General features: G+C 57.8%; 12 protein-coding genes and 3 pseudogenes. 11 read left to right on the forward strand and 4 right to left on the reverse strand.

The window, feature by feature from the left end:
• The first annotated feature begins 631 nt into the window (after nucleotides 1-631).
• From WDX12_RS15100 to WDX12_RS15115, 4 genes and pseudogenes are all read left to right on the forward strand, one after another.
• Nucleotides 632-1,579, forward strand: a complete 948-nt coding sequence (locus tag WDX12_RS15100; protein WP_434725391.1) for an HpcH/HpaI aldolase/citrate lyase family protein — start codon at nucleotides 632-634, stop codon at nucleotides 1,577-1,579.
• Between the two features lie 34 nt (nucleotides 1,580-1,613).
• Nucleotides 1,614-2,798 carry a malate--CoA ligase subunit beta gene (locus tag WDX12_RS15105; protein WP_434725392.1) on the forward strand — a complete coding sequence of 395 codons (1,185 nt, stop codon included), beginning with the start codon at nucleotides 1,614-1,616 and terminating at the stop codon, nucleotides 2,796-2,798.
• 12 nt (nucleotides 2,799-2,810) lie between these two features.
• A pseudogene (gene sucD / locus WDX12_RS15110) lies at nucleotides 2,811-3,658 on the forward strand (succinate--CoA ligase subunit alpha).
• A gap of 687 nt (nucleotides 3,659-4,345) precedes the next feature.
• The gene (locus WDX12_RS15115; protein WP_434725393.1) at nucleotides 4,346-5,527 is read left to right on the forward strand and encodes a M24 family metallopeptidase; all 1,182 of its coding nucleotides are present in this window, start codon (nucleotides 4,346-4,348) and stop codon (nucleotides 5,525-5,527) included.
• A gap of 505 nt (nucleotides 5,528-6,032) precedes the next feature.
• On the opposite strand, the pseudogene WDX12_RS15120 reads toward WDX12_RS15115, so the two are convergent.
• A pseudogene (locus WDX12_RS15120) lies at nucleotides 6,033-6,191 on the reverse strand (transposase); the annotation flags it as partial.
• Nucleotides 6,192-7,017: 826 nt separating this feature from the next.
• On the opposite strand from WDX12_RS15120, the gene WDX12_RS15125 reads away from it, so the two are divergent.
• Together WDX12_RS15125 and WDX12_RS15130 are read left to right on the forward strand one after the other, a co-directional pair.
• Entirely contained in the window at nucleotides 7,018-9,492 is a 2,475-nt protein-coding gene (locus WDX12_RS15125) for a GcvT family protein (protein ID WP_434725394.1), read from the forward strand.
• A gap of 211 nt (nucleotides 9,493-9,703) precedes the next feature.
• On the forward strand, nucleotides 9,704-11,158 hold the full coding sequence (locus WDX12_RS15130; protein ID WP_434725395.1) for an aspartate ammonia-lyase: 1,455 nt from the start codon (nucleotides 9,704-9,706) through the stop codon (nucleotides 11,156-11,158).
• Nucleotides 11,159-11,442: 284 nt separating this feature from the next.
• On the opposite strand, the pseudogene purF reads toward WDX12_RS15130, so the two are convergent.
• The 3 genes and pseudogenes from purF to WDX12_RS15145 form a co-directional block, all read right to left on the reverse strand.
• Nucleotides 11,443-12,911 (reverse strand): annotated as a pseudogene (gene purF / locus WDX12_RS15135) (amidophosphoribosyltransferase).
• A 275-nt stretch (nucleotides 12,912-13,186) separates the two neighbouring features.
• Entirely contained in the window at nucleotides 13,187-14,332 is a 1,146-nt protein-coding gene (locus WDX12_RS15140) for a M20 family metallopeptidase (protein WP_434725396.1), read from the reverse strand.
• Nucleotides 14,333-14,369: 37 nt separating this feature from the next.
• Nucleotides 14,370-15,563: an aminotransferase class V-fold PLP-dependent enzyme gene (locus WDX12_RS15145; RefSeq protein WP_434725397.1), complete on the reverse strand. Its 1,194-nt coding sequence runs from the start codon at nucleotides 15,561-15,563 to the stop codon at nucleotides 14,370-14,372.
• 280 nt (nucleotides 15,564-15,843) lie between these two features.
• Between WDX12_RS15145 and WDX12_RS15150 the strand changes: the two genes are divergently transcribed.
• From WDX12_RS15150 to WDX12_RS15170, 5 genes are all read left to right on the forward strand, one after another.
• Nucleotides 15,844-16,305, forward strand: coding sequence for an Lrp/AsnC family transcriptional regulator (locus WDX12_RS15150; protein WP_434725398.1), 462 nt, complete (start codon nucleotides 15,844-15,846; stop codon nucleotides 16,303-16,305).
• An 804-nt stretch (nucleotides 16,306-17,109) separates the two neighbouring features.
• Entirely contained in the window at nucleotides 17,110-18,504 is a 1,395-nt protein-coding gene (locus WDX12_RS15155) for an MmgE/PrpD family protein (RefSeq protein ID WP_434725399.1), read from the forward strand.
• 53 nt (nucleotides 18,505-18,557) lie between these two features.
• Nucleotides 18,558-19,952: an MmgE/PrpD family protein gene (locus WDX12_RS15160; RefSeq protein ID WP_434725400.1), complete on the forward strand. Its 1,395-nt coding sequence runs from the start codon at nucleotides 18,558-18,560 to the stop codon at nucleotides 19,950-19,952.
• 313 nt (nucleotides 19,953-20,265) lie between these two features.
• Complete coding sequence (locus WDX12_RS15165; RefSeq protein WP_434725401.1) at nucleotides 20,266-21,849, forward strand: ABC transporter substrate-binding protein; 1,584 nt, start codon at nucleotides 20,266-20,268, stop codon at nucleotides 21,847-21,849.
• A gap of 662 nt (nucleotides 21,850-22,511) precedes the next feature.
• Complete coding sequence (locus tag WDX12_RS15170; RefSeq protein ID WP_434725402.1) at nucleotides 22,512-23,657, forward strand: M14 family zinc carboxypeptidase; 1,146 nt, start codon at nucleotides 22,512-22,514, stop codon at nucleotides 23,655-23,657.
• Nucleotides 23,658-24,200: the final 543 nt, after the last annotated feature.

The following is a 24,200-nucleotide window of genomic DNA, read 5'->3' on the forward strand; positions in this document are numbered from 1 at the left end:
GGCAAATTAGCCGCGCAACTGCGGCGATTGGCAGCGCGATCGGGGGCCACCAAGAGGATCTCCTGCGAATAGGGGCGTGCGACTGAGTTTTTTCGCCGTTTGATCGCTGTCGTCTTATGGGCAAGGTTCAACAAGCAAAGATGACATTGTCACCTGTGGCCATCCGCGATCACACTCAGCCCTCGAAAGGCGGCCAATGGTAAGTTGCAGTCGGCCACGTTAAGCGGACCTCTTGCGGGGCTGTCACTTCGGCTTCGAAGTATAGATCACGATTGCAGTGGGCTTCGAAAGGTGGGGAAGTATGATTGCAAGATCGGTGACCTTGTGGGGGAGATCTTGTGCTTATCTTGTCACTGCGGTTTACGAAAACAGATTCGGGCAAATCCCAAAAATCACACTAAATCAAAAAATCTTCTGACCTAAGATATTTCTACTACGCTCCCAATGGGTGGCAACGGCTTCCTAGGCGACGAAAGAACGAGGGAAGAGGATTTGCTGCGCGAGCGGCCGCAAAAATGCAGATCTTGTGCGGCATCCCCGGCCGGGCAGCACAACCCCGGCGTCCAAGGCGTGCTAGCTTGTGAAGAACACAAAAGGACGCAGAAGCAACAGCCGATGCTGGGAGCCCGCGATGAGCCACACGATCAACCACCTGAAAAAACTGAGGCTGCAGCGCAGCGAACTGGCGGTTCCCGGCTCCAGTCCCGAGATGATCGACAAGGCGGCCAACAGCGCCGCCGACTTCGTCTTCCTCGACATCGAGGACGCGGTGGCGCCGCCGGACAAGGAACGCGCCCGCAAGAACATCATCCAGGCGCTGAACGACATCGACTGGCGCGCCAAGGGCAAGACCGTCTCGGTGCGCATCAACGGGCTCGACACCCACTACATGTATCGCGACGTGGTCGACGTCATGGAGCAGGCCGGCGACCGGCTGGATACGATCCTGGTGCCGAAGGTCGGCGTGCCGGCTGATCTGTACATGGTCGAGGCCATGGTCAACCAGATCGAGATGGCCAAGGGTTTCAAGACCCGTGTCGGCCTCGAGGCGCTGATCGAGACAGCGCTCGGCATGGCCAATGTCGAGGCGATTGCCGCGACGCCCGGCCGGCTGGAAGCCATGCATTTCGGTGTCGCCGACTATGCGGCAAGCTGCAAGGCGCGCACCGTCAACATTGGCGGCCTCAACCCCGACTATCCCGGCGACCAGTGGCATTTCGCTTTGTCGCGGATGATCGTCGCCTGCCGAGCCTACGGCCTGCGCGCCATCGACGGACCGTTCGGCGATTTCTCCGATCCGGAGGGCTATATCGCCGGCGCCAGGCGCGCCGCGGCCCTCGGTATCGAAGGCAAATGGGCGATCCACCCTTCGCAGATAGCGCTCGCCAACGATGTCTTCTCGCCGCCTGAAAAGGAGGTCGCGCGGGCCAGGCGCATCCTTGAGGTGCTCAAGGAAGCCGAGGCTTTGGGAAAGGGCGCTGCGGCGCTCGAGGGCAAGATGATCGACGCGGCTTCCGAACGCATGGCGCGCAACGTGCTGGCAGTTAACGAGGCGATCGAGCGCGCCGGCCAGGCGTAATATGCCGGCGCAGTAGACATATCGGGAGGACATGATGGACATCCACGAATACCAGGCCAAGGAACTGCTTGCCCGTCACGGCGTGCACGTGCCGCGCGGCGGTCTGGCCTACAGTCCGGAGCAGGCGACATACCGTGCCAGCGAGATCGGCGGTGGCAAATGGGTGGTCAAGGCGCAGATCCATTCCGGTGCGCGCGGCAAGGCCGGCGGCATCCGCATCTGCTCGTCCGACCAGGAAGTGTCCGATGCGGCCGAGGCGATGCTCGGAAGGAAGCTGGTGACGCATCAGACGGGGCCGCGCGGCAAGCTGGTGTCGCGGCTCTATGTCGAAGAGACCGTCGACATTGGCCAGGAAATCTATCTCGCCTTTGTTCTAGACCGTAAAGCCGAGCGGGTAATGATCGTCGCGTCTGCGGCCGGCGGCATGGAGATCGAAGAGATCGCCGAAAAGCAGCCGGATTCAATCATTCGCGCGACTGTCGACCCTGGCGCGGGGATGCAGCACTATCAAGCGCGCGAGATCGCCTTCGGGCTTGGTCTCGAAAACAACCTGATTGGCAAGGCGACCGAAACGCTACTTGGTTGCTACCGCGTGTTTCGCGACTACGACGCTTCGATGCTGGAGATCAACCCGCTGGTCGTCACGCGTGACGGCAATCTGATGGCACTAGATGCCAAGATGTCGTTCGATGAGAACGCGCTGTTTCGTCGTCCCCAAATATCCGAATTGCGCGACAAGTCGCAGGAGGATCCGCGCGAAACCTTTGCCAGTGACCGTGGCCTCTCCTATGTCGGCCTCGACGGTGACATCGGCTGCATCATTAACGGCGCCGGCCTCGCCATGGCAACGATGGACATGATCAAGATCGCCGGCGGCGAGCCGGCGAACTTTCTCGACATCGGCGGCGGCGCCTCGCCTGAGCGGGTTGCGAAATCGTTCCGCGCCGTCCTTGGTGACAAGAATGTCAAGACCATCCTTGTCAACATCTTCGCCGGCATCAATCGCTGCGATTGGGTCGCCGAGGGTGTTGTCAAGGCAATCCGCGAAGTCGGCGTCAACGTCCCTTTGGTGGTGCGGTTGGCCGGCACCAAGGTCGAGGAAGGGCGCCGCATCCTGGCCGATTCCGGCGAGGCGGTGATCGTCGCCGACACGCTGGCCGAAGCCGCCGAAAAAGCCGTCGCCGCCTGGCGGTCCGCCACGATGAAAAAAGCAGGCTGAGGGGACGAAACAATGGCAATTCTGCTTAACCGTGGCACCCGCGCAATCGTGCAGGGATTTACCGGCAAGATCGGCAGTTTTCACGCCGAAGACATGAAGCGTTACGGCACTAATGTGGTCGGCGGCGTCACACCCGGCAAGGGCGGCCAGACACATCTCGGCCTGCCGGTGTTCAACACCGTCAAGGGCGCGGTACGCGAAACCGGGGCCGATGCGAGCATCGTCTTCGTGCCGCCGCCCTTCGCCGCCGATTCGATCATGGAGGCGGCGGATGCCGGCATCAAGTTCTGCGTCTGCATCACCGACGGCATTCCCTCGCAGGACATGATGCGGGTCAAGCGCTACATGCGCCGCTACCGCTTCGAGGACCGCATGCGGCTGATCGGGCCGAACTGCGCCGGCATCATCTCGCCCGGACAGGCGCTGATGGGCATCATGCCCGGCAGCATCTACCTGCCCGGCCGCGTCGGTATCGGGGTATCGGCGTCTCGACCAGCGTCGGCATCGGCGGCGATCCGATCAACGGCTCCTCTTTCAAGGACATCCTGGAACTGTTCGAGCAGGACGACGATACCGACGCAGTGGTGATGATCGGCGAGATCGGCGGGCCGCAGGAAGCCGAAGCCGCGATCTGGGCGCGCGACAACATGCGCAAGCCCCTGATCGCCTACATTGCCGGCCTCTCCGCGCCGAAAGGCCGCCGCATGGGCCATGCAGGCGCGATCATCTCCGCCTTCGGCGAGTCTGCTCAAGAGAAGGTCGAGATCCTGAAGGAAGCCGGCGTCATCATCGTGCCGACGCCGGCTTCGTTCGGCGAAATCGTGGCCGGCGTGATGGCGGATCGGACGAAGGCAGCATAGCGCAACATACCGGTCAATTTGAGGACCAGCTAAAGGAACCGCATCGGCGCAATTGAGATTAGCGCAACTCTCGGCGGCGCTTCAGTCAAATTGATGTCGCGGCTCCCGTGTCTTGCCACGAGCCAAGTTGCCGGGCGTATTTAGCGATAAACAGTCTCAAGAGAGACTCCAAAACAGCCTTCGCGGTGGTGGGTCAGCAAGCCCTGCAGCTACTTGGCATCCCAACCGAGCTATGGGATGGGGTGGCGTTTAGCTCGGTGTTGGGCTGCTAAATCCGGGATCGTGTCCGCCGCCAAACTCCACAGGGGCCGTCGGCGCATGGCCGTTTTGCCTAGGCGGCTTCACCGCGCCCTTCAATAGTCAGACTGGACATTTGCGTCGCCGTCGGGCGCGCCGCTCTTCCGAGGATTGACAACCAAGCCACCGGTCACTTTATGTCCACCGCTGAGCCGACACCCTTTGGCGCCAATAAGAAGAGGCGGTCCACACCAGACATGAGCTGAGTCTCTCACATGGGAAGTGAAGCTGCGCACAAAGCCCAAATAACGCAGGTTTTCTGCGGCCGGACGACGAGGTCCGCGTGAAGCAGGCCTCTGGAGCATGCTAGGTTGGCAACCAGTACGGATTTGGGCATGGAAAGAACGCTTGGTCCGGCGAGCCAACCTAGGTGCAGAGGACGACTACGAAATGGACTTTGAGAAACCCTTTCAGCCGGCGGAGTATCGCCGCCGTGTCCAAGACGTCAAGACACGGATGGAGGAAGCAGGACTGGACCTGCTAATCTGCCAAGATCCCGCGAACATGTGTTGGCTGACCGGGTATGACGCCTGGTCCTTCTATACGCCTCAAGTGGTTCTATTGCACCTGAAGTCGGACTCGCCGGTGTGGATCGGACGGCTGGTTGACGTAAACGGCGCTCGTGCCACGACGAACCTGGCTGCTGAGGATATCATCAACTTCTCCGATGACCGGCTCCATCACGTGGAACTGCATCCCTATGACGAAGTCAGTGAAATCATTAAATCACGCGGATGGGGATCTGATCGCATTGGGGTTGAGCTTGATGCGCATTTCTACACCGCTCGAGCGCATCAGCACCTCGTCGCGGGTCTTCCAAACGCCAAGTTCTCCGACAGCAGAGGACTCGTCAATTGGGCGAGACTCGTCAAATCCGACGCTGAACTCGTCTATATGAGGGAAGCGGGTCGGATTGTCAGCCACACCATGCGCCGGGCGATAGATAATCTGAAGCCGGGTGTTCCTGAATACGAAATCATCGCTCAGATTTATGCCGATCAGACAAGAGGCGTTGATGGGAAATATGGTGATTATACAAGTCTCTGCCCATTGATACAGGTGGACGAAAAGACGAACGCTCCACACCTCACCTGGTCGGACAAGCCCCTGCCCAAGTCGGGGTTGGTTCTCTTGGAAATTGGAGCGGCTAGGCGCCATTATCATGCGCCGCTGACGCGTACGGTCTACATGGGAAAGCCACCCAAGGAGGCCCAGCACCTCGCCAATGCCATCATCGAAGGTGGCGACGCTGTCCTCGAAATGGCCAAGCCGGGTGTAGTCGTCGACGAACTGAATACCGTTTGGCTGAGCGTCCTGAACCGCCACGGGTACGTGAAAAAAGGCCGTTCCGGCTACTCAATCGGCATGAATTTTCCGCCGGACTGGGGCGAACGTACTGTGAGCATTCGCGCCGGGGAAAAGACTGTGCTACAGGCTGGCATGTGCTTCCATTTCCAATCAGGAGTGAGGCCTCCTGCCTTCGGAGCCGCAATCTCGGAGTCGTTTGTTGTTACCGAAAAGGGTGGCGAACGGCTAGCCGACGTCGCACGAGAGTTGATAGTCGTAGACTAGCTGAAAGCTTTTAGGATTCTCCACTCAGCCGGATTGGGAAGCGGGCCGAAGTGCTTCGCTTCCCAATCCGTTAACTTTTCATCTTACCCGGAAGAGCGCTTAGTTTAGAGTAGAGAGCCCCAACTGCCGGGGGCCGGAATAGCACAGCGTCTTAGTTGGTCAGTGACCAGCTATTCCGTGCCAGCCGCGCTCACCAACAAGTGCTCTAATGATTTGTCAGCGCAGAGCTGGGCCAGACAAACGCATGCGCTTGTCGCAGGGGACAGTCTCGCTCGCGGCGCGGAAATTGTGTGCAACGCGGCTGCATGTGTACCTCACTAAACCTCCACTCGAAGTCAGGCGCTGCATCTTCCGCACGGCGGCCAAGGTCCCCCACTCCATTTGCGCGGGGCCTTCATCTCTGATCTTCACCCAGGAGGACTTGGTCGTCGCGCGGATCTGGCATGCGGCCGGCTTGTCAGCGCCAGTGCCGGCAGGCCAATCATGGCTCATCGTGGCCTTAGCAAGCTTCTTCATCGCCCTGTTTGAGCAGGAGCAGCGCACCGGCGAGACGGACTATGGCATCGTCGTTGGAGAAGAAGCCGACGACCATTGTCTTCCGCTTGATCTAGTCGTTGAGCCGATCGCTTGGATTGGTACTATGGAGCTTCGCGCGGCGCTGCCGTGATGGCGACGAGATGGGGACTTCGCCGATATGGTCAGCAGCGGCCGCTGTTGGTCGTTCCCGCCAACCTCCCGCACGACGGCGGTCAGCGGCTTTAACAGTGAAGTAGGAGCCCCCCGCAGCTTGGGATGCACAAGCTCGAGGGTGCAGACGCGCGTTCTCACAGTCGCGCTCGGGGCAGAGCGCCAAGGGTTCTTTCGCCGGGGGGCGGACGGTGGGGGCGGCGCCCGCCTTCTTCCTCGGCCCCTCAGCGGCAAAGGCGACCATGTCGCGAAGGATGTCGGCGTTGGGATCTTCTCTCCGAGCGTGCCCAGGTTCATCATCTTTTCGGCTGTCGGTGGTTTCCTCGAGCTGTTTGTAGCGGCAACCTACATGATGCAGCTGCAATGCGCTCGCTAATCACAGTGCTATCAAGGGCGCGGTCGCGAAGGACGCGGCTGTCGCCTGAGCTCGTGCAGGCGCGCGACCGACCCATTCTCAGCCGTGGGTCAAGGGCCGCTATCTGAGAGATGGCGCAGTTTGCCATCTGCGCGCTCGGACACGGTTTGCAAGTGTTCGCAATCGGACCAACCCTGACTTCGTCAGCGCCTCCCGTTCGCCCGCGCAAAAATTCAGCGCCGAGCCGAAGAATACGCAGAACGACACCGCTTTTGCGCCCAATTAGCGCGATCTACGCGAGCCCCGCCGCTTAGTCTGCTGGAAAGTGACTGACCCACGATCATAGGCCGGAAATGCGCGGAAGCGGCCCACATAAGCTCGAGATGGCCCGAACTCGTCGAAACACCTTGCAGCTGCCAGTTCCGAGTGAAACCAAACAAGGATACACATGATTACGAATCCGCCTTTCCGTCCTCGTGAAACACCGACTCGCCACCACGAGATCCTCATAGTTGGTGGAGGGATCGCGGGAGCAAGTGTTGCTTTTCACCTTGCAAGGAACGGTAAGAAGGACGTCGCACTCTTGGAGCGCAACAGTCTTACGTCCGGTACAACTTGGCACGCCGCCGGTTTGATCATGCAAACGCGTGGGACACACGCACTGACGGAGATCGCAAAATATAATGCTGAACTTTACTCCGCGCTGGAGGCCGAGACTGGCCAAGCTACGGGATTCAAGCGAAATGGCACACTTGGGGTAGCCAGAACCAAGGAACGCCTATACGAAACTGCACGCAACGCCTCGATCGCCAAAAGTTTTGGCCTTGAGGCCAACATGATCTCGCCGAGCGAGGCGAAAAAGCTCTATCCGGCGCTCAACGCCTCAATCATCGAAGGCGCAGTCTTTATCCCTGGTGACGGCCAAACCAATCCTGTCGACACATGCATGGCGTTAGCTCTTGGCGCCAAAAAGAACGGCGTAAAAATTTTCGAAAACGCAGAAGTCACAGACCTCTGGCGCACAGCGGACGGGCACTACCAAGTTCGGACCAATGAGGGAGTTGTTGAGGCTGAAATTCTCGTACTTGCGTGTGGGCTTTGGACACGAGAACTTGCGTCGAAGTTAGGTGCGCGAATTCCGATATACGCGGCAGAGCACTTTTACGTAGTGACCGAAGCGATGGATTTTGCGACGCCCACCTTGCCAGTGTTACGCGACACCGACGGGCATGTGTATCTGAAAGAAGAGACAGGGAAACTTCTGGTTGGTGCCTTCGAGCCTTGGGGAAAACCTTTGCCGATGGGGAAGCTTCCGAAGGAAACGGCATACATCGAGCTTCCTGAAGACTGGGATCACTTTGAGCTACCGATGACAAAAGCGATAGAGATTGTTCCTGACCTTGCGAACTGCGGCATTGCCAAGTTTTTCAATGGTCCTGAAAGTTTCACCCCTGACCTTCTCTTCATGATTGGTGAAGTTCCTGGATTGAAAAATCTTTTCGTTTCGACGGGTTATAATTCAGAGGGCATTGAATACGGCGCGGGAGCAGGACGAGCTCTGGCAGAGTGGATCATTGCCGGTGAGCCTCAGATGGACATCAGCTTCGTGGATGTCGCCCGGTTCCATCCCTTCCAGATCAATAAACGATATTTGCACGATCGCACAGCCGAAGTGTTGGGTCTTCACTATAAGATGCACTGGCCGGCTTACCAGCCTGAGACGTCCCGAGGTGTCCGCAAAAGCGCTCTTCACGATCGGTGGGCGAGGCTTGGAGCTAGCTTTGGCGAAGGAATGGGATGGGAGCGTCCCATGTGGTTCGCGGGGGAGGGGGAATCGACTAAAAACGTCTACTCCTACGACGAGCCGAGTTGGTTCAAATATACCAGTCAGGAGTGCAAGGCTGCCCGTAACAATGCCATCTTGTTGGACCAAAGCTCTTTCGGCAAGCACTTGGTTCAGGGTCGCGATGCCTGTCGTTTCCTTCAGTGGCTTTGCGCCGGCAACGTGGATGTACCTGTAGGAAAGCTGGTATACACCCACATGCTCAATGGAAAGGGCGGGATAGAGACAGATATCACTGTAAACCGCTTGTCGCAGACAGAGTTCCTAATCATCTCGTCAGCGACCGTCCATCCCCGGGATAAGGCCTGGATCACAAAACACATTACAGACGAATGGAATGTCACGGTCACTGATCTCACGTCTGGGTACGCGGTCCTCTCATTGCAAGGCCCGCGATCGCGCGAGATCCTATCGCAGGTAACCGACACAGATCTGGCGAATTCGGCGTTCCCGTTCGCCACCAGTCAGGAAATCGATATCGGTTATGCTCGCGTAATAGCCAACAGGCTAACTTATGTCGGAGAACTTGGTTGGGAGCTTCATATTCCAACCGAGATGGCACAGCACGTGTTTGATGTTGTTTGGGAGGCCGGCCAGGCGTATGGCCTCAAGGCTGCAGGGTACCACGCGCTTGAACATCTGCGGTCCGAGCGCGCCTACCGAGAATACCAGCTCGATCTAACGCCAGTTGATACGTTGCTTGAAGCGGGGTTGGGATTTACGGTGGACTGGAATAAAGAAGGCGGATTTATAGGAAAAGAGGCGTTAACGTCTCAGAAAAATGCCGGGCCTCTTAAAAAACGACTGGTATCATTCAAGCTTCGCGATCCGAAGCCAGTCCTCTTTCATGAAGAGCTTATCCGCTGCGACGGGGGGATTGTCGGATATATTTCCTCCGGCGTGAAGAGCTTTACGATCGGAACGTCAATCGGAATGGGATATGTAAACCACCCCGCTGGTGTCACGAAGGACTTGATCGAAAACAGTCGATGGGAAATCGAGATCGCCGGCAAACTCTACGAATGCGACGCGTCGCTCCGGGCGTTTTTCGATCCAAACGGGGATCGGGCTAAGCAATAGGTCGTGCGCCACCATAGAGGCGGAACGAGCTGGTTCTCTTCTGTTCCCCGGACGGATCCGCTCCGCAACTCCTTCGAAGCCCGGAGGCCCACTTTCTTGTGGCCTATTGGACTCCTCGGCCGCGGAGGCGGCCCCTATGACGAGGCTTCGATGAGCTCCGAGTTGGAGGCTTCCAATTGACATGCGCCTCCGAGCCAACTGCGCCAGCGCAATGACTGAGGTAATCGTGGTGACGCCACAAATAAAGCGCATCGAGAAAGATCCGCTTGGCCCTGTAAGCATCCCGGTCGATGCCTATTATGGGCCACAGACGGCCCGGGGCATCGCTAACTTCCCGATTTCGGGTATCCAGATCAGCCATTTTCCGAACTTCATCAAGTCGCTTGCCTACGTGAAAATGGCAGCGGCACGCGCGAACGCGGCGCTTGGAGATCTGGACAAGCAAAAGGCCGATGTCATCTGCCAAGTCTGTGCAGAAATCGCGGCGGGCAGACATCTTGCCGAGTTCCCACTCGATGTGTTTCAGGGCGGCGCAGGCACCTCGACCAACATGAACATCAACGAGGTCATCGCCAACCGCGGCCTGGAGATCATGGGACTGCCACGCGGACAATACGATCAACTGCATCCCAATAACGACGTCAACTTCGCTCAATCGACAAACGATGTTTATCCGACGGCGATCCGTCTTGCGATCCTTCTTTCACGGGGGGCATTGCAGCGAGCTTTGGAACAGCTCGCGGGTGAGCTGGAGGCCAAGGCGGAAACCTTTTCGGACGTGATCAAGCTTGGCCGAACGCAGTTGCAGGACGCTGTTCCGATGACGCTGGGCCAGGAGTTTCAGGCTTTTGCGACGACACTACGCGAAGATGTAGCCCGTCTCGGTGAGATTTCCGCCTTCTTCCATGAAATCAACCTCGGTGGCACGGCGATTGGCACCGGCATCAATACGAACCCCGGCTATCAGACGGCAGCTGTCGCCGAGTTGCGCGCGATTTCCGACTTGCCCGTCGTCCCGGCCGGAAATCTGATCGAAGCCTGCTGGGATACCGGTGCCTTCGTGCTCTTCTCGGGAATGCTGAAGCGGACAGCCACCAAACTCTCGAAGATATGCAACGATCTGCGGCTGCTTTCCAGCGGCCCGCGTGGGGGGCTGAACGAAATCAATTTGCCAGCGCTTCAGCCCGGCTCCTCGATCATGCCCGGAAAGGTCAATCCTGTAGTGCCGGAGGTGGTCAATCAGGTCGCCTTCCAGATCATCGGTTACGATCTCACGATCACACTCGCCTCCGAAGCGGGACAGCTGCAGCTGAACGTCATGGAGCCGGTGATCGCCTACAACATACTGCACTCGCTTGAGCTCCTGACCAATGCCGTCGATGTTCTGCGCACGAGGTGTGTCGTGGGCATTACCGCCAATGCAGAGACTTGCCGCAGACATCTCGAAGCCAGCACCGCCGTGGCAACAGCACTGACGCCCGCGATCGGGTATGATCGGGCGGCGGAGCTTGCAAAGCTAGTCTTGTCCTCCGGTAAAACGATCCGCGAAGTCCTGGCCGAGCAGCCGGACCTTTCGGAGGAGCTCATCGCACGGGCCGCCGATCCGCACCTTTTGACCCAGCCCACGCGATCGCGACCGGCTTCACAACAGCGGGCCGAAGATTGATCGACTGATCTGCGTAGCGGCGCTGCTGCTCGGACGCCGACGCTGCATCTTTCGGCGAGCCGCGGCAGATCATACACGGACCAGGGATCGCTCAGAGGCGGTGCGGTCTTCGGGCTTAAGGAGGATCGAAGGGCTCTTCCGCAGTAGGCCCGCATTGCGGGTTCCGGCCGAGTTCAACGTTACCACGCTAGGTTTGCCCTTTGGCTGACAGCCCTGCACCTTCGCAGCAGGCAGTGCATGGGGTTCATACCGACCACGAAGCCGCTCCAATTGACTAGCCAGATTCACTGCCCGCCTGCGGCGAAAGTCGACGGGTCCCGGACGTTGTCCGCGCCTCTTGGTCGAGCAGGCGGGTCGGATACTCGGCAGTGAAGCACGCGTCGCAGAATTGAGGCTGTTTGTTCTCGCGGGCCGTTTCGCCGAGGGCTCGATAAAGCCCGTCGATCGACAGGAAGCCGAGCGAATCGACACGGATAAATTTGGCCATTTCCTCGATCGACATATGGGAGGCCAAAAGTTTCGCCGTCTCGGGCGTGTCGACGCCGTAGAAGCATGAGGAGCGGGTCGGCGGCGAGGCGACGCGCATATGCACTTCCTTCGCGCCGGCCTCGCGCAGCAACTGCACAATCTTCTGGCTGGTTGTGCCCCGCACTACGGAATCGTCGACAAGCACGATGCGCTTATCCTCGATCATCCGGCGGTTGGCATTGTGCTTCAGCTTGACGCCCATGTGGCGGATGGAATCGGTCGGCTGGATGAAGGTGCGGCCAACATAGTGGTTGCGGATGATGCCGAGCTCGAAGGGCAGGCCGGCAGCTTGGGCGAAGCCGATCGCGGCCGGCGTGCCGCCGTCGGGTACAGGCACTACGATATCGGCATCGACCGGATTCTCGATGGAGAGCTCGGCGCCAATCTTCTTACGCACTTCATAGACGTTGCGGCCCTCGACCGACGAATCCGGGCGAGCGAAATAGACATACTCGAAAATGCAGAACCGCGGTTTCTGCTTTTCGAACGGGAATAAGCTCTCCACGCCTTTGGCAGTGACGACGACCATTTCACCAGGCTTCATATCTCGAACAAAGCGCGCACCGATGATGTCGAGCGCGCAGGTCTCGGAGGCGAGGATCCAGGCGCCGTCAAGCTCGCCCAGTACCAGCGGCCGGATTCCGAGCGCGTCGCGGCAGCCGATCATCTTTTTGGACGACAGCGCTACCAGTGAGAACGCGCCCTCCAGTTGGCGAACCGCGTCTATGAACCGCGAATTGACGTCCTTCCCGCTGCTGGTTGCGATGAGATGGAGGATCGTTTCGGTGTCTGAGGTCGAGGAGAAGATCGAACCCTGCTTCTGCAGCGCAAGCTGCAGAGTCATCGCATTGGTGATGTTGCCGTTATGGGCGATGGCAAAGCCGCCGTCGGCCAACTCGGCGAAGAAGGGTTGTACGTTGCTCAGCCCGGGTCCGCCTGCGGTGGCGTAGCGGGTGTGGCCGATGGCGCGCGTCCCCTTCAGCCGGTCAAGGATCGGCTGCTTGGTGAAGGTATCGCCGATGAGGCCGACATGACGTTCGACGTGGAACTGCGTGCCGTCATAGGAGACGATGCCCGCCGCCTCCTGGCCCCGGTGCTGCAGGGCATGCAGGCCGAGGGTGACGACAGTGGCCGCACCCTGAGGGCCGAAGATTCCGAATATGCCGCATTCATCATGAAAATGATCGTCGGCCTCTGCGGCGAATAGTTTATCTGCCTCAAGCATCGGTCACGATCACAATCGGGAAAATAAGGTAGCCGGTCTCTTCGCCTGAATCTGACCAAGAGGCCGCAGATGTTGGGTGCGAAGCACCCCGCAGCCAATTAGATCCGTTCCAATGCGCCAGACTCTTGCCGCATCGGAGCTCAGTCATGATCATCCGGCATCAGCGACATCAGGTGAGTGGCTTCATACGGCTTGAAAATCGATCTTGGGGGAACATAGTCCCGCGAAGCCGACGTCATCGCGGGACCTATTCCTGTGTGTGCGCCCGATGGTCCCTAGTAGCTAAGCATGATCTTTTGGTAGATTTCGACCGCTTTAGTCAGCTGATCAATTTCGACATACTCGTTGGCAGTATGAGCCTGATCAATACTCCCAGGTCCAAGAATAACGCAGGAAATACCTCCCAACGAGAGCTGACTCGCATCCGTCCCATATGGAACTCCGCGGTGCTGGCCCGTTCCGGCAACTTCAGCACAGGCATTTGCCGCAACTGCGGCGATTTTTGTTGCTTCCGCGCTTGGGGGGGCCGGATCTTCCAGAGCGGGTAGCAGCGAGTGCACCTTGATCCTATCGGGACCCTGGCGCAGGCCTTCCAGTATGTTCTCTACCTCCTGTAGCGCGTCTGCCGGTCGTTCTCCCGGTATAAGCCGCCGGTCGATCCACACGCGGCAGGATGGCGGAACCGTCGCCAATTCTGTACCCCCTTCGATGAGTGTAATCGTGAGAGTCGGGGGGCTTACCAGCGGGTGCACGCGTTTGGACAGAGTCTCATTGATTTTATCGAGTGCTAAGATTACCTTGGCCATTCCTGTGATCGCGTTCACCCCAAGATGAGGCTTGGAGCTGTGAGCGGGTACCCCCTCCACTTCAACCTGCCAGCGGACCGAGCCCTTATGTGCAACGACAAGCTCCAAGTCAGTCGGCTCCCCAACCACTGCGGCCTCGTAGGACACACCTGACTGAGCGATTTTTCGCGCTCCTTTCTTCCGGTACTCTTCGTCGACGCTTGCACCCAAGACAATCGTGCATCGTGGCTTACGTTCCCCTAGGGTGCTAAGAGCCATGAGCATTGCCGCGAGCGGGCCCTTATCGTCACAACTTCCTCGCCCATAAATCCGACCGTCCCTCTCGTCTGGCGAAAAAGGATCTGCCTCCCAATTGTCAACCGGCACCGTGTCCATATGCGATATGAACAGGACACGCCTATCGGGCTCCTGCCCAGGAACCCAGGTGAAGAAGTTGGCGCGGCCGTCGGTGACCTCCTGATACTCAAAGGGCAGATTTCGCTCTCGGCAAAAGGCCTCGAGGAACTCAGCGACCTTCTGTTCACCGCTTCCCTTTGCCGACGCTGAAGGGTTGATGCTCTCAATTTTTATGAGTTGTTTGAGAAGCTCTACCGTTTGTGTGCTGATAGATGACATGAATACTCTATCCCCTGTTGAGAATGCAAGCTTGCGGCTATGCCAGCCAGTTCTTTGCCAAAGCGACCACTTGGTCGGCTTCGTCCGCAGTGTTGTATAGATGAAGCGAAAAGCGCAGCATCCCCCGGCGTACCGACGCGATCACCTGGTTTTTCATCAAATGCTCGTGCAGCGACTGAATGCGATTGTCGGCTTCGCGCGAACCAGGTGCTGGATCTCCAAGAGCAACGATACTTCCGGTGTGATCCCCTGGTGCTCCGCCGCAGACCGGGAGTCCGAGATCTAGGAGCCCCGATGCCAGTCGCCTTGCAGCCGATGTAACGCTTTGTTCAATGGCCGGCGTGCCGACTTCCATCAGCTGTCCGATGGACGCGTAGACCGCTATGACGCCCGCAAAATTGTAATGGCCAATTTCAAAACGGGGCGCGCCCGCGCGCAATTTTACCGAATCGAATATTGGAGCCGACTCTGGCGCGTCGCCCAAATCGACACTAAAGCGGGCGAGATAGGCAGGGCTTAGACGATCGGCCCATTCCTGGCGGCAATATAGAAATCCCAACCCGTAGAGGCCCATCAACCCCTTGTAAGATGATGCCACCAAACCATCCACGCCAAGCAGTTTGACATCGGTATGGAGGATGCCAACTGATTGGGAGGCGTCGGCCAAAAGAAAGGCGCCAAGACGCTTGCAAGCCTCGGCTATCGGCTCCATCACTGTCTTGAAGCCTGGCACCATTGTGACAGTCGATACTGTAACGATACGGGTGCGCGAGTCGATTTGACCGATAATAGCGTCGGACGGGATTGCGCCGTTATCAGATTCGACAATCCGCAGCTCAACTCCGTGCTTGTCCCTGAGTTGCAGCCAAGGAAGGATGTTATTTGCGTGCTCCAATTGGCGGCACAAGACAACATTGTCTCCGGGCTTCCAAGCAATCGCGTTTCCGATTATGTTAATGCCTTCCGATGCATTCTTCGTAACAGCGATTTCGTCCTTTTCGGCCCCAATAAATTGAGCAAATCTGGAGCGTGTTCGCTCGACAAGCTGCATCATTCCTTCTTCGTCATTCAAGCCGTTTAGTCGATTATCAAGGTGCTGTTCCATGGACATGCGGGTGGCTCTGGATATGAGCCCCTGATTTGCAACATCCATGTAAATGGCGCTTTGGGTGGCTGGAAATTCCTGCCGGAGGACGTCCAAAGGAAGAAAATGGCTTGTCATGCTCGTCATCAGATCCGTGTTCGTGGGTAAAGAGCGCAAAACCTACTCGGGACGCCCATTTCTGCAGTTGTGGCAACGAAAATGCCTTGATTGAGAAGCCGTCGAGCTACCTTGCGGGCGATCATACAATTCGGCCGAATTTGTAAGACAAGAGGTTCACCACCGGGAGGCAAATGCCTTTCGCTGATCGGATCATTTTATGGCTTGATCCTTGTGGAACTCAGGCTAATATCGCGTGAGCTAAGCAGTTTTTCTGCGCTAATCTCTCCTTTTTTGCAGTGATCGTGAAATGGACCTGGATCGAGTTGATCGCAAGCTTCTCAACGCAGTGCAGCGCGACAATCGCCTGACGACGGCTGAACTGGGCGAACTTGCGGGCCTTTCTGCGACCGCTTGTCAGCGGCGACTGAAGCGACTGCGTGATGAAGGTGTGATCGAGGCTGACGTTGCCATAGTCTCGCCACAAGCCGTGGGTCGTCCCATGCTCATGTTGGCGTCGATCAGTCTCGAGCGTGAGCGGGTAGACATCATCGATCGGTTCAAGCAGGCGGTGCGGCGCACGCCTGAGATCATGAGTGCGTACTATGTGACGGGTGAAGCCGATTTCGTTCTCTTGATCTCTGTCCAAGACATGGCCGAGTATGAGGCATTTACCCGCCGATTTTTTCATGAGTCTGATATCAAAGCAGTCAAGACGATGGTCGTAATGGATCGGATCAAGGCGTCAATGGCTCTGCCTATTGAAGAATAAGGGCAGTATGCCCTCGCATCCAGTTTTACGCCGGCACTTTGCGGTCTTAAGCGCATCAACTTGACAGCCATCGCAGTTGGTCCGGTGGTATGCGATTTGAAGCGGCTGCGTCTTATCTCGACGCCCTCATCGGCCTGACCGCAAACTCGCCTGTGGGCCGCTGCATCGATGACTCCGCTTTTGTCGGCTACACTAGTAGGCTTTCGAACTGCGCCGGGATCAGTGCCCCACCTGCGAACATCGTCCGGGGCGATGCCCTGCGATCGGATGGCTCCGCTACGGATCAGCTCTGGCGCCGCCTGCTTGAGAGCTGCATCAGCATGATCTTGCCCGGTGCCCACCACCACGCATTCGCGGCTGTGAGACGTCCCTATTGATCCTCCTTGAACCGCGGGTGCTCAGAACAAACATGCAAACGCTGAGCACTCGCAAATGGCGGGGCAGCCGGACGAAATCATTGGATGAACGCTGCGCTTTGGCCATGCCCCTGCAGCAAGGTCGCGTATCTTCTTGGGCCAGCACTAGGCGTACCTTGGAACGAAAAGCCCGGTGTTCGCTGGCGTTCGGCAATCTTCTGCACCTCAGTAATCCGGTTTGCGCGCGACACGGTAGAAAAACGCAGCTTTCCTGCTCGAAACCGGCATGATTTATGCAAAGCGCGTCCTTATCGGTCCTACATCTAAACAGCGCTGATAGCTTCGGCTTTGTTGTGGGGATGGATCAGTCTCTCATCTGCCAGGGTCGAGGCAGCCGATCGATGGCTCGCGCTAGGGCTCTCGATCCAGATCGCTTGGAGGTATGGCAATGGACGCTACAACGCAACTCATTAGGCATGTTCTCAATTCCAATCTGGAGGCGATACCTGAGCAAGCGACAGAACGTGCAAAGCTTTCAATCCTTGACACGATCGCGTGCGCCATCGGCGGATCGAGTGATCCCATAGCCCGCTACTCTCGCGATTTGGCTGCGTTGTCGGGCGGCAAGCCAGAATGTACGGTTTGGATTTCCGGAGAGAAGCTCCCCGCCAGCCTGGCGGCCCTGGTCAATGCGACGACGGCCAGAGCCCTTGATTTTGATGAGACATATGAGCTCTGTATCAACGGCTGCCACGCAAGCGCCTATGACGTGCCGCCGGCGCTGGCACTCGCCGAACGTGACCCTTCCATTACCGGAAGCGAATTGCTCTGCGCAGTCGCAACCGCCATCGATTTGCACGTGCGCCTTGCACGCAGCGTCACGACCAACGCTATAGAAACAGGACGCGACAATATGGTCGCGGTCTGGGGTGCAACTGCAGTCAGTGCCAAGTTGCTGAGGCTTGACGAAGAAAAAACCCGAAATGCGTTCGGAATCGCTTACGCGCACGCTGCTGGAGAATTGCAGATGTACGAAGAGGCTGCTCACACAGTCTCGCTGCAGCAGGGGCTGCGGGCACGTGCTGGACTGGAGTCAGCATTGTCAGCGATGGTCGGCTTCAACGGACCGCGGGATCCGTTCTTTGGGAGGTATGGCTTCTACAAGGCTTTCGAACCCGCCTACGATCTCAATCTGCTCATGGACAAACTCGGCAATGAGTATGTGAACGCGTCCATTAGTTTCAAGCCGTGGCCGGCCTGTAAATGCGTACATCCTGCGATCGACGGACTTCTTCAATTGCGGCAGAGGCACAAATTCGCTGGCGAGGATATTGCGTCCATCGAGCTCGGATTGAATCGTCTCGCTGAGGATTTTGTGGTCCAGCCACGCGATCAAAAATGGGATCCGAAGGATCCGGTCGTCGCGCGTTTCAGCCTGCCTTACGCCACTGCTGTCGCGGCCCAGCGCGGCGAAGTTATAATTCGCGATTTCCTTCCTGATGCGCTTGGGGATCAGGCCGTTCGCCGGATCATGGCGCTCACTAAAATTGAAGTTGATCCGGAGATCGAGCGCACGCACGGCCTCTATTCCAATTCGCCGGTGACGGTCAAAGTGAGGCTAAAAGGCGGAGCGGAACATTTCATCCGAGTCGACAAGGCATTCGGACACCCGGAAAATCCAGCTTCGCTCGCTGATGGTGTGCGGAAATTAAAAGCTTGTGCCGAAATGTCCATGGTGCCGTTTTCCGAGAAACAACTCGAGTCGATCGGTGACTTCATCGAACACCTCGATAAACAACCCACGTTGGCACCGCTATTCGAGCTGTTAGTGGGCGGCAGGTAGTTCCCGGGCAAAACCATCACTGAGACGAACTGATACCGAAATAGGCGATCCTTATGAACTCGGATGTTAACGGTGCTGCCTCTCTGTCTATGGCGATAGGAAGGTTTGTCAGCGGGCTGGAATTTGGCGCCCTCTCGCCAACCGATATTACAACTCTGAAATTCGGGATCATGGACTGCTTGGCCTGCGTGATTGCGGGTGCAAGGGAGCCGGTAACCCGAATGGTGCTCGACACCATAGTGCCCGAAGCCGGTGAGGATAAAAAAGCAACAGTTCTTGCCCATTCCGTCCACAGCACCGCGCTCGGCGCGGCGCTCGCCAACGGCGTGATGGCACACGCCTGCGATTTCGACGACGTAAGCGACCCGATGTGCGGGCACCCAACAGCGCCCGCACTTCCGGCGATCTTGGCGGCTGGTGAATTGACAGATAGTTCGGGCAGAGATGTCCTTCTCGCCTACGCCGCTGCCATTGAAGTGATGACAAAGCTCGGCCGCGTTGCTGGTTACGAGCTTTATCAGTCCGGTTGGCACGCGACCGCAGCGCTCGGGGTGTTTGGCGCTGCCGCCGGAGCCGCGCAGATACTCGGACTCGACGCAGAACATACATCTACCGCCATCGGCATTGCCGCCTCCCGTGTCGCCGGTATACGTGCGAATATCGGCTCGATGGCAAAGCCGATGCATTGCGGTTTTGCAGCGAGGGACGGCCTGGAGGCCGCGCTTTTAGCTGCAGCAGGAGCCACGGCAAGTTCCAATGCGCTTGAAGGCACAAACGGTTTCCTCAACACTTACATATTGCAGGGCGGGCGTTCCACCGACGTCGCTTCGCTGCTCGGCAATCCGTTTGATATCCGAGAGCCAGGTATTGTCTTTAAAAAGTATCCATCCTGCCTCGATACCCATTCGGCCATCGACGCTGTTATCGAACTACGCAATCGCCATAACATCCAACCTGAACACGTAAGGTCCATTCGATGTGTGCTTGCTCCGGGAGTGGGTGGTGACCTGGCGTACCATGCTCCTCAAACACCTATGCAGGGCAAGTTCAGTATGGAGTTTTGTTCCGCGGTCGCGCTGGCGAAGGGGCGTGTATCTCTTGTCGAATTTTCCCAGGAAGTGGTCGATGATCCAGTCATCCAGCGGCTGATCAACATTTCCAGGCTCGACTTCGATCCCGAATTGACCAGCCCCAACCCGAGAAGCTTCTGCGCTGCCGCCCGGGTTGAAATCTCGCTTGAGGACGGGCGGGTGATCGATAAAACGGTGCAATACATGCGGGGCCATCCGGAGAACCCTATGGCGGAAGATGAGTTCGTGTCCAAATTCAAGGACTGCGCAAGATCCGTGCTGAGTCCCGCCAACACCGCCCGCGCGCTGGCGACGATCACGCAGATGGACCAGTTATCGGATTTAAGCGTTCTCATGTCAGCTCTCGCCGCAGACTGAAGACATGGCCACTGCGGTAAGCCGTAGAATGCCAAACCTTTGATGCGCGACCGTTATAGGTTTCCCGACCAGCAGCCCTCGCCGCCCTTAGTTCTTGAAGCAACCACGGTCGGAGCTTTCTTCCATAGAGACAGAGCTCGATCGGCACTCTGCCCTCTCACAGGGAGGCTATTCTGCGTAGGGCGGGAGCAAAACGCCAAGTACCTGCGTCAAGGGCATTGGAATCTCGCAAGTGGCTCCATGCTCGGTGATACCGTCGAGCAGTAGCCATGCTGTCGGCCACGAGGGAAACGAAAACACGGAGGAGCATAAATTGTCCCAGGAACTCGACTATCTAAACCGCCGCTTCGCGGCGGGCAGGTTGAGCCGACGTGAATTTCTCGGCCGTGCGACGGCGCTCGGCGTCAGTGCTGCCTTCGCCAATTCCCTTCTTGCCGGCGCCACTATGGCGCAGACGCCGAAAAGGGGCGGCATTCTGAAAGCCGGCCTCGGAGGCGGCGCGGCAACGGACAGCATCGACCCGGCGAAAGCAATTGAGGTGATGTCCTTCTTCGTCAAATGCTGGGGCGAGTATCTTGTGGCGCTGAAGGCGGATGGAGGACTGGAGAATCGCATTGCCGAGGAGATCGGCTCATCCAAAGACGCCAAAGTGTGGACCTTCAAGATCCGCCAGGGCGTCGAATTCCACAACGGAAAGACTGTGACAGCTCAGGACGTTGTGGCGACGCTGGCACGCCATTCCGATAAAGATTCTGAGTCGGGCGCACAGGGCATCTTATCGGGGATCCAGAGCCTCAAAGCCGATGGCCGCGACGTCGTCGTCACCCTCAAGGAACCGAACGCCGAGTTCCCTTACCTCATGGTAGACTATCATCTCGTCATTCAGCCCAATGGCGGCAAGGACAACCCTGCCGAAGGCATCGGCGCAGGTCCCTATAAAGTAGCGGCCAACCAGCCAGGCGTGCGCCATGGTGGCGATCGCTTCGCGAATTTTTGGCAGTCCGACAAAATGGGCTTCGCCGACCAGATCGAAATCGTCGTAATCAATGACACCACAGCCCGCGTTTCCGCGCTGCAGGCTGGACAAGTGCACATGATCAACAGGGTCGAGACCAAGGTCGTCGACTTCATTAAGCGCGTCCCCAACCTGAAGATCGAAACGGTGTCGGCTTCTGGCCAATATGTTTTCAACATGTTCTGCGACACGGCGCCTTTCGATAACAACGATCTCAGGATGGCGCTCAAGCTGGCGGTGGATCGTCAGGAGATGGTCGACAAGATCCTGCGCGGTTATGGTACGGTCGGAAACGACTTTCCGATAAATGCGTCCCAACCGCTCTTTCCCGAGGGCATTGAACAGCGGACCTTCGATCCGGACAAAGCCAAGTTCCATTATGAGAAATCGGGCCACAGCGGACCGATCCAGCTCAGGACCTCCGAGGTTGCTTTCCCGGGCGCCGTCGACGCTGCGCAACTCTTCCAGCAAAGCGCGGCCAAGGCCGGCATCGCAATCGACGTCAAGCGCGAGCCGGGAGATGGCTACTGGTCGGATGTCTGGAACAAGCAGCCCTTCAGCGCCTCCAATTGGGGCCCGCGCGCGACGCAGGGCATGATGTACTCGACAGCCTATCGGTCGACGGCGCCCTGGAACGACACCCACTTCCACAATGAGAAATTCGACAAGCTGCTCACCGAAGCGCTGGGCGAACTGGATCAGGACAAGCGCAGGAATTTGTACCGTGAGATGGCCGTCATCGTTCGCGATGAAGGAGGGACGATCGTGCCACTGTTCTACCAGGCCATTGACGCAATCTCCGACAAGGTCGGCGGGTACGTCGGGCGGATCGAGTCACTGATGAATGGCTACGCCTTCTCGCAATGCTGGCTCGAGGCTTGACAAAGTCGGTTCACATCGCATCCCGCGCTGAGATCAAACATAAGGCCCATTGATGCATGCCGCCCCAAAAGTAATCTGGCTTTTGGGTGAATGACATGCATCAGTACAAAGGACTAAGCGTGTCGCTTGAGCCTCGGCCGCGACGCGCTCTTGCCGGCAACCTTGGAATCAACCCGCGGTGGACGGGGAAGCGTCGGCCGCGATTAGATTAGCCGCCATGTTCCGCCAGCCACTCCGCGCATGTTGCGGATCCGCCTGGAGGCGAACGTTTCAGCCAGCGGCGCCTCGGCCGGCTTCGTCAGCAGAGCGCCGAGGTCCTCTCCATTATTTTAGGGCCTGAGGCCGGCGGTAGCGCCACTCGATATCACACCGCCGCCCGCGAATTCTTCTCATACTCGGCGAGGTCGACGTGGTGATTGATCGCACGCCAAGCCGGGTTATCGACTATATCTGACGGGCCGCTGTTCCAGGGCTCCTCCAGCACTCTGAAAGACCAGGTCACCCGGCGACTGACGCAAAGAGATGGCTATCGTCGAGACGGCAGGCCGCTGACTCAACCCAGGTGCAATATAGAAGTTAGATGCGGGCCATCTGTTAAATATTCTTGCCACGGGAGCTCGCATGAACCAGGGCTGGCAAGCTAATGCGCAGGGGTTATCTAGATGACCCTCGCCGCCAAACACGACGAGATCGGTATGCATTCTGTTGTAGAAGATATCCCCCTTGTCCCCTCATCGATCGGCACTCGGCGTCAGGTTACCGTCCACCGTTTTGGAGTTGGTCGTCCAGGCCCCAAAATATATTTTCAGGCGGGCCTGCACGCTGACGAACTCCCGGGAATGGTGATCCTCAGCCATCTTGTGAAACTGCTCCAAGAAAGAGAGGGTGAGCCGAACGGAGAGATCATCATAGTCCCATGCGCCAATCCGATCGGTTTATCTCAGAGAATCCAGGGGTATCATGCTGGCCGATCTGACTTGGGGCTGGGGGGTAATTTCAACCGCAATTTTCCTGACTTGACCCCTCTAATGGGGGCGCAGCTCGCAGCACTCCGAAGCGAGGGGCTCGCTATGAATGGGGAGGCTGTAAAAAGTGCGATGCTGAAGGCAGTCTCCGCGCTCGTTCCAAAAAACGAACTCGATAGCCTGAAGCAGGTGCTTCTCACGCTCGCTATCGACGCAGATTTTGTCTTGGACGTTCACTGCGCCGACGAAGCGGTCCTTTATGCATATGTTTCCAATCCCGACCATTCTGCCGCAGACCTGTTGTCTCGCTACATTGGTAGCGTGGCCACTATCGGCGGCGTTCCCGAGCTTACAGATTTCCCTTCAGCATGCCTTCTGCCGTGGCGCGCAGCACAGGAAGTTCTTGCGGACGTGTCGATAACCGAGTGCTTGGCTGCCACCCTTGAGTATCGCGGGTCAAAGGGTCTTCGCGACGACGTTGCGATCGAAGACGCGCGAGGGTTGATTGGCTTCATGGAGGCAGTAGGCCTTTTGCAGGGAGCGACGCAGCCGCCGTCGCAAGTTGTCACGTACCACACGACGCTCGACTGCGTTGACTACGTGCGGGCCAATGCCCCTGGGATTGTCATTTTTTCGAAGACACCGGGTGACCATGTGCAGGCCGGCGAAGAGATTGGGACAATTCTCGATCCTGCGTCAGGCGACCGGAGTTCTTTGAAGGCGAGCACCTCCGGTGTTATTTTCGGGTATCTCTACAACCAAGTCGTAATTCCCGGCGGGACTGTCGCCTGGATTGCGGGGAATTCGCCCATCGAACAGCAGACTGGTGACCCGTTTCCGTAACCAACGCTGAGACAATGAAAAGCGTCTCAACCTCTATTGCACAAACGTTGAAACTGCGCGGGCAGTCGATCGCGCAGGACACCTGCAGATCCCAGTGCACGACGCCGGCGAGGCGGCCGGGCGAATTTGCTGGGTAAGTTGATCAGGGATGCGGCACGCCGCTGGTCGTACCGCGTGAGGCTACGGAATTTGTAAGACGCCCCCTCGGTCAGTGCTCTTCTCCCCAGGCCGACTAGTCCTGCTCGTAGCCTGAACCGCAAGCCAGCACGTGAACTCCATCATGGCATCAGCCGGCGCTTGCTAAGGGGATAATAGCTTAAAGCGCCAATCACCCTCCGAACGATCCACCGTCGCCTTAGCTTGATACCATATCGCAAATCCGGTTTGGGCGCCGCAATTCTGCATCAACGCCATGAAAACGCAGTTTCCGCACCGAAACACCGAAGGTTTTTGCATAAAGCAGCGCAAACCCAAATGTATCATCACCAAAACAAAAAGCCGCACTTCGGTACCAGGGAACAGATTCAAACATAGAGGAGCTAA

This window comes from Mesorhizobium sp. RIZ17, assembly GCF_051127865.1.
GTDB classification, from domain to species: Bacteria; Pseudomonadota; Alphaproteobacteria; order Rhizobiales; family Rhizobiaceae; genus Mesorhizobium; species Mesorhizobium humile.

Bases quoted from the DNA above. Each gene is read 5' to 3' on its own strand.
- WDX12_RS15155 (WP_434725399.1), top strand. From the start codon at position 17,110: ATGGACGCTACAACGCAACTCATTAGGCATGTTCTCAATTCCAATCTG.
- WDX12_RS15115 (WP_434725393.1), top strand. From the start codon at position 4,346: ATGGACTTTGAGAAACCCTTTCAGCCGGCGGAGTATCGCCGCCGTGTC.
- WDX12_RS15150 (WP_434725398.1), top strand. From the start codon at position 15,844: ATGGACCTGGATCGAGTTGATCGCAAGCTTCTCAACGCAGTGCAGCGC.
- WDX12_RS15100 (WP_434725391.1), top strand. From the start codon at position 632: ATGAGCCACACGATCAACCACCTGAAAAAACTGAGGCTGCAGCGCAGC.
- WDX12_RS15160 (WP_434725400.1), top strand. From the start codon at position 18,558: ATGAACTCGGATGTTAACGGTGCTGCCTCTCTGTCTATGGCGATAGGA.
- WDX12_RS15125 (WP_434725394.1), top strand. From the start codon at position 7,018: ATGATTACGAATCCGCCTTTCCGTCCTCGTGAAACACCGACTCGCCAC.
- WDX12_RS15130 (WP_434725395.1), top strand. From the start codon at position 9,704: ATGACTGAGGTAATCGTGGTGACGCCACAAATAAAGCGCATCGAGAAA.
- WDX12_RS15105 (WP_434725392.1), top strand. From the start codon at position 1,614: ATGGACATCCACGAATACCAGGCCAAGGAACTGCTTGCCCGTCACGGC.
- WDX12_RS15170 (WP_434725402.1), top strand. From the start codon at position 22,512: ATGACCCTCGCCGCCAAACACGACGAGATCGGTATGCATTCTGTTGTA.
- WDX12_RS15145 (WP_434725397.1), bottom strand. From the start codon at position 15,563: ATGACGAGCATGACAAGCCATTTTCTTCCTTTGGACGTCCTCCGGCAG.
- WDX12_RS15140 (WP_434725396.1), bottom strand. From the start codon at position 14,332: ATGTCATCTATCAGCACACAAACGGTAGAGCTTCTCAAACAACTCATA.